Raw genomic sequence first — 13247 nt, forward strand, 5'->3', positions numbered from 1 at the left:
TATGAAAATGAATTACGGTTATATATTAATAAATTACACTATATTGCATTGGAAATCACACCTATACCTCCAAGGGGACATTGCATGATACCTTATACCCGGTCACATGTGACCATCACTGTTCGTATACCTGGCAGCGCGTTTAAACAAAAACGGCCTGAAACAAGACTTTCATCGCATATCACCTTTCCGGCCGGTACAGGCCCTGTACATTATCAAATTCACACCCATTACACGCTTTAAACACTTAAAATGAAAAAAAGGCTCCTATTATTCCTGTACACTTTATTTGTTGTACTTAGTGCCAGTGCTCAGTCCCGGGTATTCAAACAGGTAGGCAGCGGTATTTCCACCTCGCTGCACAGCATTTTGCAGGATGGAAGTCTTGTAGGTTACCTGACCTTTACAGAACTTGAAAAAGCCAGCAAAGACTCTTTCAACTACGAGATCACTATCATGGACGAGAACCTGAACGATATCGGAAAGGTAAAATTCCGTCAGCAGAAACTCAACCTGCGCGATGTGGCCTTCGAGCAGGATATGCTTTGTCTGGCCTATATTAAAAGCGATGTATTAGGCACCACTGCAAGACACAAGATCTCTTATAAAATAGCCGCCAGGAAAGGCTATGTATCATTCTTCGCACAATTCATCAACCTGCAGGGCGAGATCACGAAGACCTTTGAAAAGAAAGCAGATGTTGATCTTTATGTTGCGCTGAAGGAATATGAAATGGGTATCCGTCCGTTGAAAGAGGATATCCAGCTGAAAAATATCAGTGGCGTAGGTTTTGCGGCCTTTTACGGCGACAAGACCAAAAAACCTTTGCTCACTTTCAATGCTGCCGGCGAAAAGATCAGTGAAAGACAGGTGAAGGAAGTAGCAGAGAGCTATTACTTGCATACTGCAGGTGATGATATCTACCTGCTGACACAAAAAGCACAGGAATATGGCAACGGTTATACCCTTTACGGATATAGTGGTACCGCCAACTCTCCCACACTGAAATTGCAGTTGAAAGATAAAAAACAGCGTATGCTGGATATCCTTGGTTTCGGGAATGACCCTGCAACCGGCAAACTGTTCATCTCGGGCATCGTCGGCGGCAGATCGGATAACACGATGAATGATGTATATGATATCTACAATGGAAAACTTCAGGGTATTTTCAAAATAGATATAAACGGCGCTCATAAAGAAGATGTGAAAACTGTTTATTCCTGCTGGGCCGACAGCACCCATGGCGATATCAACAACAAGGGTTACATCGCCAGCGCCCACGGGCATATCGTGCCACGTCCTTCTTTCAGGGACTTTGAAGGCAACACCTATTTCCTGGGAAGCCGCCTTACTGCAAAGAAGAACAAAGGAGCGATGATTGCCGGTATAGCCACAATGCCGCTGCTGATCCCCTATTACGTACTATTGGCAACCGGTTCTTTCGGGACCTATTCTTTTGATGATGTACTGGTAATGCAAATGGACAAAAATGGTAAGATCCATTATATTGACAGCATCGGTACTGAACTGTACAAACGAAAGAATGCAGCGCCAATATTCAAAGGGGCTGATAACTGTACTTTCTATTCCTTAACCAACCCCGATACCAAAACATCCTTCCTGATTGTTAAAGGCGAAAAAGACATTACTATCTACAATGTTCACGATAAAAAGATCGTGCGGAAAATAGCCAGGACCAATAATGAGGTGAAAACAAACATATATCCTGCAAAAGATGGCCACATCATTGTTTCAGAGTATGATGAAAAGGAGAAATCCACGAGGTTATCCATTGAGGCTATTTAGTAACTATGTTATAAAAGAAGAAGCCTGAAAGTATGATACTTTCAGGCTTCTTCTTTTATAACATATAGCTTAACGCAACAACTTTTCTATCGCTGCCGCTACCTTTCCGAAAGGAAAGCCTTTGATCACTTCATCCATCATCCTGCTCACTTCTGCATTGCCCGGGTTACCGATACTGCCTTCGTGTGTATGCTGTACGGTCTGCTCAGGTTCGAAATTGCCTTTCTCAATATCCAGCCCTACCTGCTTGTATGCTTCACGGAAAGGCACGCCTTCCAGTACAAGCCTGTTCACTACTTCTACACTGAACAGGTAACGATACTTTTCATCATCCAGTATATTTTCTTTGATGCGGATATTTTCCAGCATTAATCCCGCCATCCGTAAACAATCTTTCAGCACGCCGAATGCAGGGAACAGGTTTTCCTTCAGCAACTGCAGATCACGGTGGTAACCGCTGGGCAGGTTCGTGATCATCATCGTGATCTCATTCGGCAAAGCCTGGAGTTTGTTACCATGTGAGCGGATCAGTTCCCATACATCAGGATTCTTCTTATGCGGCATGATACTGGAACCTGTGGTCAGCTCGTCCGGGAAACTGATGAAGCCAAAGTTCTGGTTCATGAACAAACAGGCGTCCATTGCCATCTTGGCCACTGTAGAGGCAATACCTGCCAGTGCAAAAGCAACGATCTTTTCTGTTTTTCCACGTCCCATCTGGGCATACACCACATTGTAATTCAGATCATCAAAACCCAGCAGCTGCGTGGTCATGGTACGGTTCAGCGGGAATGAGGAACCATAACCGGCAGCAGAACCCAATGGATTCTTATTTACAACCTTATAAGCGCCCTGTAAAACGGTCAGGTCATCTACCAGGCTTTCTGCATAAGCGCCGAACCATAATCCGAAGGAAGATGGCATGGCGATCTGCAGGTGCGTATAGCCCGGCAACAGGTGATCTTTATACTGCACACTTTTCTGTTGCAGGAGGTCGAATAAGGTCTTTACCTCTCCTACCAGCACTTCCAGTTCATGACGGAGGAACAGCTTCAGGTCTACCAGTACCTGGTCGTTACGGGAACGGCCACTGTGGATCTTCTTGCCTACCTCTCCCAGCCTGCGGGTGAGCAACAATTCTACCTGTGAATGGATGTCTTCGACCCCATCTTCCAGTGTAAAATTGCCCTCCTGTATTTCTTTGTATATCTGCTTTAACTCTTTCTGCAGGATGGCCAGCTCATCTGCCGTTAACAGGCCGATGCTCTCCAGCATGGTCGTATGCGCCAGGGAGCCCAGCACATCAAATGGCGCCAGATAAGCGTCCATCTCACGGTCTTTACCGACTGTAAACCGGTCCACTTCTGCCAGCGCGGCTTTATCCTTTTGCCAGATTTTCATGTCTACAAGATTTCTTCCAGTAATTTAATGTAACTATCAATACCCTGACGGATCTCGTCCAGGTAAATGTACTCATCTGCGGTATGCGAACGGGCAGAATCGCCGGGGCCCATCTTGATAGAGGTTGCCGGTATCAGCGCCTGATCCGATGTAGTGGGCGAGCCATAGGTGGTCTTTCCATGGCGCAGGCCACCCTGTACAAACGGATGGTCCAGCGGGATACCCGATGGACGCATACGCAGGGAACGGGGCTTCACCTCGCACTGTACATTTGCACGGATAATATCCAGTACCTCTTCCAGTGTATATTGTTCCGTTACCCGCACATCCACCACGAAGGTGCAATCGGCCGGTACCACATTATGCGCTTTATTGGAGGTGTTGATCACCGTTACGCTCATCTTTACCGGTCCCAGTGTATCAGATACTTTCGGGAAACGGTAGGTCCTGAACCACTCAATGTCCGGCAACGCCTTATACAGGGCATTTTCTCCTTCATCGCGCGCCGCATGCCCTGCCTTGCCCTGCACGGCACAATCCAGCACCATCAGGCCTTTTTCTGCTGTGGCCAGTTGTGTTTGAGTCGGCTCTCCCACGATAGCAAAATCAATCGCCGGTAATTGCGAAAGGATACTTTCTATACCGTTTACACCACTGATCTCTTCTTCTGCCGTGGCAGTAAGAATGATATTGTAAGCCATATCGCTGCGATCATAAAAATGCAGAAAGGTAGCGATAAGACTGACCAGGCATCCGCCTGCGTCATTACTGCCAAGACCGAACAGTTTTCCGTCTTCTACATCGGGAGAAAAAGGGTCGCGGGTGTATTGCGGGTTAGGTTTTACAGTATCGTGGTGAGAATTAAAAACAATTACAGGCTTAGCGGGATCAAAATGTTTATTCTTTGCCCATATATTATTCAGATGCTGCTGATAAGGAATGTTCCGCTCCTTCAGGAAATCAGCGATCAGTTGCGCCGTCCCCTGTTCCTCCCTGCTCAGGGAAGGGATGGAGATCAGCCCTTTTAGTAATGTTACTGCATCATCATACAGCTGTTGGTTCCACATAGGTTTAGCGTATTAAAGTACCCGCTACTGTATCTGTGGTGTTGCTCTGTACGTCATCAGCATGACCGATCAGTACTTCCGCCACACCACTTTCTATAGCTGCGAAAGCATTTTCCAGTTTCGGCAGGATACCGTCCGTCAGCACGTTATCAGCCTTCAGTTCCTCATAGATCATACGGTCTATCAGGGTAATAACAGAATTATCATCGTCCGGGCTATGCAGCACCCCTTTCTTCTCAAAGCAATAGATCAGCCGCACTTCATAGAACTTCGACAAAGCTACTGCCAGGGAAGACGCAATCGTATCTGCATTTGTATTCAGCATCTGCCCCTTGCCATCGTGTGTCAGCGGTGCAAATACAGGTATCAGGTCAGCCTCCAGCAATGCTCTCAGGGAAGCGCCCTGCACATCTGCTGTGTTGATATCTCCTACAAATCCATAATCGATGTCCTTCACAGGACGTTTGGTAGCAGGAATGATATTGGCATCAGCGCCGGTCATGCCGATAGCATTGCAGCCATTGGCCTGTAATTTAGCCACCAGCTGTTTGTTTACCAGTCCACCGTACACCATTGTCACTACATCGATCGTTGCTGCATCGGTAATACGGCGGCCGTTCACATATTTCGATTCGATACCCAGCTGGTCTCCTATGCGGGTGGCAATTTTGCCACCCCCATGGATCAGTATTTTCTTTCCTTTGATGGCTGCAAACTTTTGAAGGAATGCATCCAGCAATGCAGGATTATCGATGACGTTACCGCCGACTTTTATTACAAAGAGATCGATCATACAAATTAACCTTTTAAGATCTGGCTTAATACCGCCTGTGCCGCCCATACCCGGTTAGCTGCTTCAGGGATCACAATAGACTGAGGTCCGTCCAGTACTTCATCAGCTATTACCACATTCCTTCTTACCGGCAGGCAGTGCATCACTTTTGCCTGGTTGGTTCCCTTCAGCTTGTCGTTGGTCACCATCCAGTTACTGTCTGTGCAGGTGATCTTGCCATAATCTTTATAAGAAGACCAGTTCTTTACATACACGAAATCCGCACCTTCCAGGGCTTTATCCTGGTTGTATTCTATCTGTGCGTTGCCGGTGAATTTCGGATCCAGTTCATATCCTTCCGGATGTGTGATCACGAAATCAGCTTCGCCCCAGGCATTGATCCACTGTGCAAAAGAGTTGGGAACAGCCTGTGGCAGCGGCTTCACGTGCGGCGCCCAGGTCATTACCACTTTCGGTTTGCGTGGCTGCTGCCAGCGTTCCTTAATGGTAATCACATCTGTTAAGCTCTGCAAAGGGTGCAGGGTAGCGCTTTCCAGGCTCAATACCGGCACGCCTGCGTACTTCACGAACTGATTGATATATTTTTCCTTATAATCAGACTCTTTATCCTTCAGTCCCGGAAACGTACGGATCGCCATTATATCGAAGTACTGTCCCATTACGGCAGCGGCTTCTTTTACGTGCTCCGAAGTATTTCCGTTCATTATAGCGCCATCATTCATTTCCAGCTGCCAGCCTTCCTTATCGATGTTGAATACCACTACTTCCATTCCGAGGTTCTTCGCCGCCACCTGCGTACTCAATCGTGTTCGCAGACTGGGGTTCAGAAATATCATTCCCAGCGTCTTGTTCTGTCCTAATGTTTTGTCTTTGAAAGGCTGTTTTTTGTACTCCAGTGCGATCTCCACTAAACGCGGGACACTTGGCACATCATCTACGGAAATAAATTGTTTCATTTTATGTATGGCTCTGTAATGATGAGTATTTAGTTTTTCTCTACTTCCTGTTTGAATGCAGTCAGGAACTGGTCTGCATGTTCCATGCTCAAAGCCAGGGAAGGCAGCAGTCTTATTACGTTTGGTTTTGCTTCACCCGTAAAGATCCTGTGCTTGAACAACAGTTCCTTCCTTACATGACTTAATGACTCCGGCAGGTCGATACCGATCATCAATCCTCTTCCTCTCACTTCTTTTACCTGCGGGAATGTTTTCAGTTGTTCGATCAGGTAAGCGCCTACCTTCGCCGCATTGGCGATCAGGTTATCCCTTTCTATCACTTCCAGTACTGCCAGGGCAGCTGCACAAGCCAGGTGATTACCACCGAAAGTAGTACCCAGCAGGCCATAGGAAGGCTTGATATGCGGAGCAATGATAATACCGCCTACAGGGAAACCATTTCCCATACCCTTTGCCATTGTATAAATGTCTGCATTCACACCGGCAAAATCGTGAGAGTAGAATTTACCGCTTCTGCCATAACCGCACTGTACGCTGTCTGCAATAAATACAGCATTGTGTGCATCGCAAAGGCTTCTGATCTTTTTCAGGAACGACTCGCCAGCTACCTGGATGCCGCCTACTCCCTGAATGCCTTCGATGATAACAGAAGATACTTCATATTGTTTAAAAGCCGCTTCCAAAGCCGCCTCATCCTGCCATGGCAGGAATACCACGTTGTCAGTTTCATTCACCGGCGCCACGATCTTCGGATTGTCAGTAGCCGCTACAGCCAGTGATGTTCTGCCATGGAAAGACTTTTTAAATGCGATCACTTTCTTCTTTCCATTGTGGAAAGAAGCCAGTTTCAGCGCATTCTCATTCGCTTCAGCGCCGGAGTTACAGAGGAACAACTGGTAATCTTCCTTACCGGACACCTTACCCAGTTTCTCTGCCAGCTGCTGCTGCAATGGTATTTTAATTGAGTTGGAATAGAACCCCACTTTCTGTAGCTGATCTGTTAAGCGCTGAACGTAGTGAGGATGTGTATGACCAATAGAAATTACCGCATGACCGCCATACAGGTCAAGATATTTATTGCCCTGCGCATCCCACACGTTGGAACCCGCAGCTTTCTCTATAGTGATGTCATTAATGGGATAGACGTCGAATAATTGCATTGTAGCTCAGATTGTTTCCGTTCTATACGGAAGATTGTAAAAAATTGGCACCAGAATGGGCATAGTTTAAAATACAATAGACTTCAGCCTTAATCCCGCAGTTTCATCCAGTCCGAACATGAGGTTCATATTCTGTACTGCCTGTCCGGATGCGCCTTTCAGCAGATTGTCCTCTATGGAATGGATCACCAGTTTGTTACCTACCTTCTCCAGCTGGAGCAGGCATTTGTTGGTGTTCACGATCTGCTTCAGGTCTATCTGTTTATCGCTCACATGTGTAAACGGATGTCCTGCGTAATAGGCCTTATACAGCTGCTGTGCTTCTTCAAGCGATAAATCGCTCTGCAGGTAAGAGGTTACCCAGATACCTCTTGGAAAATCCCCGCGCACCGGTACGAAATTCACTTCGCCGGTGAAGGACGGCTGCAACAGCTGTAAACTTCGTCGTATTTCTTTTAAATGCTGATGGGTGAGTACTTTGTAAGTGGAGATGTTGTTGGCCCTCCAGGTGAAGTGTGAGGTAGCCTGTAAACTCTGTCCTGCACCGGTGGATCCTGTGATACCGGTGGTATGTACTTCCTGCAGCAAACCCGCTTTGGCCAATGGCAACAATCCTAACTGGATACCAGTTGCAAAACAACCCGGGTTGGCAATATTATTGGCTGTAACGATCTTTTCCCGCTGCATTTCAGGCAGTCCGTATACGAACTCCCTTCCTTTCACCGTCTCTCCCAGCCTGAAGTCCTGGCTAAGGTCGATTACTTTTACAGCAGGAGCGATCTCCGTTTCTTCCAGGAATTTCTTTGCTTCTCCATGTCCGAGACACAGGAACAATACATCTATATCGCTGCTGACCTCTCCTGTAAAGGCGAGCTCAGTTTCCCCCAGCAGGTCGGCATGTACAGCGTACAGGGGATTACCGGCATTACTCCGGCTATTTACATAAGAGATCTCTACGTTGGGATGATTCAATAAAAGACGGATCATTTCACCGCCGCCATATCCTGCTCCACCAATGATCCCTGCCTTTATTTTCTTGTCGTTTGCCATTTTTCTTCTGTTTTGCGCCTCCGGCTATTTGTCTTTGGCACTTTCTGCCACCTGATGCCAGATCATTGTCTGGTTACCGAATATTTTGCTGAAACCTCTCACATCTTCGCCGGTCCATCCACTGTTCATTTCACCATATTTACCAAACTTGCTGCTCATCAGGTCGTATTCAGATTTGATACCTGTTACCTGGAAGCGGTAAGGCTGCAGAGTAACATATACTTCACCGGTTACATGCTCCTGGCTATGTTGCAGGAAAGCTTCAATGTCCCGCATTACAGGGTCCATTACCTGTCCCTCGTGCAGCCAGTTGCCGTAGAACTGCGCCAGCTGGTCTTTCCAGCTGAGCTGCCATTTGGTCAATACGTGTTTTTCGAGTGCATGATGCGCTTTAATGATGATAACAGGCGCAGCGGCTTCAAAACCCACACGGCCTTTGATACCGATAATGGTATCGCCCACATGGATATCACGGCCGATAGCAAACGGGCCTGCTATTGACTGCAGATGCTGGATAGCTTCTGACGGATGACTGAAGGTCTTACCATTCACACCGGTCAGTTCGCCCTTTACAAACTGCAGGGATATCTTTTCAGTATCCTGTTTGGACAGCTGGGTAGGCCATGCCTCTTCCGGCAGGAAACCATCTGATGTCAGTGTTTCCTTACCACCTACGGATGTACCCCAGATGCCTTTATTGATAGAATAAGCTGCTTTCTCAAAGTTCATCTGCACGCCCTTACCTTTCAGGTAAGCGATCTCCTCTTCACGGCTCAGTCGCATATCACGGATCGGTGTGATGATCTCAACACCCGGGATCATGATATGGAAAATCATGTCGAAACGCACCTGGTCATTACCTGCACCGGTACTACCGTGCGCTACTGCGTCAGCGCCCAGTTCCTTTACATGCTGTGCAATCACCAGCGCCTGTGTAACACGCTCTGCGCTTACGCTGAGCGGATAGGTATTATTCTTCAGCACATTACCAAATACCAGGTATTTGATAGCACTATCATAATAGGAACGTACCGCATCTACCGTCTTATGACTCTTTACTCCCAGGCTATATGCACGTTTTTCAATTTCCTGCAGTTCTTCCGTAGAAAAACCGCCGGTATTGACAATAACTGAATGCACTTCATACCCTTTTTCTTCTGTCAGGTATTTTACGCAATAGGAAGTATCAAGCCCTCCGCTAAATCCAAGTACTACTTTTTTCATTTATGATAAGATTGTGCTCCACACTATGTATGGGCGATGCGTTATAGTAATAAAATGATCTTTAAAATAAGTTGAACAGGAAGAAGAATTTCTTCTTGCCGGCCGGTGCAGCGCCACCACCAACACCATCCTTTCCGCTCTTCAGCAGCACATATCTTTTAAACCGCAGCCATCTTTCAAACAGCTTGAAGTTCTCTTTGAACTTCCTGGCTTTTTTATTGTGCTTCATCTGTCCGTTGGCTGCTACCATTACCTGCGGATGCGGCTGTGCATCTGTCTCTGTTTTGATGCTCAGCGTGTTCTTTTTCATCTGTTCCTTCTTCTCAGCCTCTTCCTTTGCCTTCTCAACAGGATCGTACAGCATAGCAGTACACAAACAGTTCTTGCGGTTCTTGCTTGTCAGCACTTCAAAGTTCACACAACTGCGGCACCCTTTCCAGAACTCATCATCGTCTGTAAGCTCTGAATAAGTTACCGGTTCGTAACCCAGCTCCGAGTTGATCTTCATCACTGCAAGCCCTGTAGTCAGACCAAATATTTTAGCGTCAGGATATTTCTGTCTCGACAGTTCGAACACACGATGCTTGATAGCCTTGGCTACGCCATGTCCCCTGAAGGCAGGGTTCACGATAAGCCCTGAGTTGGCCACAAATTTTTCATGTCCCCAGGCTTCTATATAGCAAAAGCCTACCCATTCGCCTTTATCTGTTACTGCTATAACGGCTTTTCCTTCCTCCATCTTAAGTTGGACATACTCAGGAGAACGTTTGGCAATACCTGTTCCACGTGCCTTGGCGGAAGATTCCATCTCGTCAGTGATGGTTTTGCCATAATGCTTATCGTCAGCGGTAGCAACCCTGACAATGATATTTGGATTTTCCAATTTTGTCAATTGAAAACGTAATCAATAAATTATTAATCTGGAATCCATTGCTGGATGAAAAACACCTTTTTTGTGTGACTGAGTTTATCACGGTGTTGCGATAGCGTGCATGATGTGAGCGGACGCTATCAAATACGAGGTCGTCGGGAAAGATATCTAAAGACATTGAACCCAATAGAGTACTCTCCTTCCATCAGAGAAGGATGATATGCAGAAAGGTTATGGGCCGCAAAGTTTTCCAACTTCAGTTCAGCATTAAATTGTTAAAAACTGTCTTTAATAAAATCAAACGCAAAGTTATACTATTATTTTTTTTCGCGGTCAAAAAAATTAAGGACGGCAAGTTAAATTATCAAATAGAAGGTTGCAAATTACGGGCCAACATAGATTTTAAAAATACATATAACAAAAACTCCCCGTCAGTTTGACGGGGAGTTGCTGAAAATCAACTATTTACTTATTTCGTGATCACGCCCAACTCTGCCACACTGGCCCATTGCTCCTTTTCATTGGCGGGAGCAACTGCCACTAATCTGATGAAGCGTCCCTTCGCTGCTTTGTTAAACCGGATGCTTTGTGTCACAGGATTGTTTGCTATGTTGGCAAAGTTTCCCTGTGCCACCGGCTCGCCCCAGTTCTTTCCATCTTCGCTCACGTAGAAAGCGTAGGTATAAATAGTACCCGACTTCTCTACAAGGTGTCTTGGCGTATAGGTAAAGCCCTTAAGCGTCAACTCCTCTCCCAGGTCTACCTGGATCTCATGCGGATATTTCGCCGCTTCGGGCTGGATGACAGAGGCCCAGAAAGACTCCGGATTACCATCTATTGCCTTCTCCGGATCCGCTCCTTTTGCCTGTCCGTCAGTAAAGGTCACCTTCCATTTTGCCGGAGCAATATCGTAAACAGCGGTCACCGTTGCGCTGGCTTTCTTTCCTTTTTCAAGGAATGCTTTTGCCTTTACAATACCTCCGGCCGGCAGGGAAACAGGGCCTGTATATTTAGGAGAGCTGTACACTGGCTCCTTGCCATCTACTGTATAATGCAGTTCAGGATCGGGAGAAGAACAGGTGATGCTTACCTCTCCCTGCTTATTGCGCTGGATGACAGGCACTGCCAGTAATCCCGGCGCTTTGTACAACTGTACTTCGCTGATCACCGGACAAGCCAGTGCATCCTGTATATTGATACGCACCTGTGTGGTGGTGACATCAGGGAAAGAGAGGATGCGCTTATGACCAATAGTAGTAGCGGTCGCTATTTCCTTAAAAGCCCCGTTTTCAAGGATTTCTACAGAGAACGCTTTCACACGCTGACCAAGAGCGATATATTCCTGCAGCACCAGCCTGTTAAAAGAAGCTGGCTTCGCGAATGTCAATGTGATCGTACCCTTCAGTACACCGTCCGGCGTGGCCCAATATGTGCCCGGTTTGCCATCTGTAAGATTCGCCGCACTTACCTTACTGTTATTCCTGCGGGTTTCAGTAGCTGTCACTTTCGCCTTCAGCGCAAGGTTCGTTTTAAAGCTCTCATCGCGGAAACGCTTAAATTCCATCAGGCGGATAGAATCTGCAGAATAGATCAGGCCTCTCCTGTCTACTGGTACGTTCAGCAGCATGTTGCCATTGCGTCCTACAGAGCCGTAATAGATGTCCAGCAGGTGCTGCACACTCTTTACCTTATCGTTGGTAGAGGGGCTGTAGAACCATCCGGGACGAATAGATACATCGCATTCTGCCGGTATCCATTTTTCACCGTTCATGTTCCCTTCATTCAGCACCGACTGTGCAGGAGCACCTTTACCAGGCGTAAAGCCTTTTACATTCAGGGTTGCCCAGTTGGTAGTACCGGCAATGCCATCTTCATTACCTACCCAGCGGCAACCAGGACCTACATCACTGAAGATGACAGCATTGGGCTGATTCTTATATACAGTATGATGGAAGAGATCCCAGTCATATACCGGCTTCTTGCCATTAGGCCCTTCTCCGTTGGCGCCGTCGAACCATTGCTCAAATACAGGACCATAGCTGCTGAGCACCTCGTTCAGCGTATTGGAGAACACCTGGTTGTACTCAGGGGTACCATAGGCAGGGTGGTTACGGTCCCAGGGGGACAGGTACACACCGAACTTCAGGCCGTATTCCTTACAGGCCGCCGACAGTTCTTTCAGCACATCGCCCTTCCCGTTCTTCCAGGCACTTTCCCTTACGGTATGCGTGCTGTATTTACTGGGCCAGAGGCAGAAACCATCGTGGTGTTTGGCGGTAATAATGATCGCCTTCATTCCTGCCAGTTTCGCGGTACGCGCCCACTGGCGGGCGTCAAGCCGGGAAGGATTGAACACCTTCGGATCTTCATCTCCATGTCCCCATTCATTGTCTGTAAAGGTATTCGGGCCCAGGTGGATGAACATGTAGTATTCCATGTCCTGCCAGGCTAACTGGGCTTTGGAAGGCAGTGCACCATAGGGAGCGATTTCCTGCGCATGAGCAGTAGCCAGGGTGCCGCAAAGCCCGGCCATTAATAGCAATTTTCTCATCTCTGATGTTTGTCTTTCGTGGAACCGGAATTGCTTCCGGCGCATTCTGTAGTTATTCGACCTGTTTTGTTTATTCCTGATACGATCCGGATGATCCGTGTATCCATCTAAAAATAATGCTTAATCATGCGTCAAGTATATAACAGGAGAAAATTGATGCAGGGAAAGTTAAAATACAGGAGAACCGCTCAGATAAGAAGTCTTTTCCGCCCGCGGCTGTCATGCTATAAAAAGGCCTGTTGATCTGCAATGGGAGGCCCCGGAGTGAGCCGGTCAACAAATGCATATACTTCGATAATAAACTATTTTATCAGCAGCTATAGTAACTATAGCACATTTTCTATACTTTTAGACATCAACAACATACA

Annotated in this window: 10 protein-coding genes; 1 reads left to right on the forward strand and 9 read right to left on the reverse strand. The window is 46.9% G+C overall.

The features are described 5' to 3' along the window. Positions 1–252: 252 nt before the first annotated feature. Positions 253–1806, forward strand: coding sequence for a DUF6770 family protein (locus tag MYF79_RS28655; RefSeq protein ID WP_247811288.1), 1554 nt, complete (start codon positions 253–255; stop codon positions 1804–1806). A gap of 69 nt (positions 1807–1875) precedes the next feature. Here MYF79_RS28655 and argH read toward each other — a convergent pair whose 3' ends face one another. The 9 genes from argH to MYF79_RS28700 all read right to left on the reverse strand — a co-directional run bounded on the left by argH (position 1876) and on the right by MYF79_RS28700 (position 12879). Then, positions 1876–3207, reverse strand: a complete 1332-nt coding sequence (gene argH / locus MYF79_RS28660; protein ID WP_247811289.1) for an argininosuccinate lyase — start codon at positions 3205–3207, stop codon at positions 1876–1878. A gap of 2 nt (positions 3208–3209) precedes the next feature. Further along, positions 3210–4274 carry a M20 family metallo-hydrolase gene (locus MYF79_RS28665; RefSeq protein WP_247811290.1) on the reverse strand — a complete coding sequence of 355 codons (1065 nt, stop codon included), beginning with the start codon at positions 4272–4274 and terminating at the stop codon, positions 3210–3212. A gap of 4 nt (positions 4275–4278) precedes the next feature. Beyond that, positions 4279–5067, reverse strand: a complete 789-nt coding sequence (argB, locus tag MYF79_RS28670; RefSeq protein WP_247811291.1) for an acetylglutamate kinase — start codon at positions 5065–5067, stop codon at positions 4279–4281. Between the two features lie 5 nt (positions 5068–5072). Further along, positions 5073–6023, reverse strand: a complete 951-nt coding sequence (locus MYF79_RS28675) for an N-acetylornithine carbamoyltransferase (RefSeq protein ID WP_247811292.1) — start codon at positions 6021–6023, stop codon at positions 5073–5075. 29 nt (positions 6024–6052) lie between these two features. Next, entirely contained in the window at positions 6053–7183 is a 1131-nt protein-coding gene (locus tag MYF79_RS28680; protein WP_247811293.1) for an aspartate aminotransferase family protein, read from the reverse strand. A gap of 66 nt (positions 7184–7249) precedes the next feature. Next, on the reverse strand, positions 7250–8233 hold the full coding sequence (gene argC, locus MYF79_RS28685) for an N-acetyl-gamma-glutamyl-phosphate reductase (RefSeq protein WP_247811294.1): 984 nt from the start codon (positions 8231–8233) through the stop codon (positions 7250–7252). A 24-nt stretch (positions 8234–8257) separates the two neighbouring features. Beyond that, a complete protein-coding gene (locus MYF79_RS28690; protein ID WP_247811295.1) occupies positions 8258–9457 on the reverse strand; it encodes an argininosuccinate synthase in 1200 nt (399 codons plus the stop codon). 61 nt (positions 9458–9518) lie between these two features. Continuing rightward, on the reverse strand, positions 9519–10340 hold the full coding sequence (locus MYF79_RS28695; RefSeq protein ID WP_247811296.1) for a GNAT family N-acetyltransferase: 822 nt from the start codon (positions 10338–10340) through the stop codon (positions 9519–9521). A 457-nt stretch (positions 10341–10797) separates the two neighbouring features. Then, positions 10798–12879 carry a discoidin domain-containing protein gene (locus MYF79_RS28700; protein ID WP_247811297.1) on the reverse strand — a complete coding sequence of 694 codons (2082 nt, stop codon included), beginning with the start codon at positions 12877–12879 and terminating at the stop codon, positions 10798–10800. Between the last annotated feature and the right edge of the window lie 368 nt (positions 12880–13247).

Origin of the sequence: Chitinophaga filiformis (genome assembly GCF_023100805.1) — a bacterium.
In the GTDB taxonomy this organism is placed as follows: domain Bacteria; phylum Bacteroidota; class Bacteroidia; order Chitinophagales; family Chitinophagaceae; genus Chitinophaga; species Chitinophaga filiformis_B.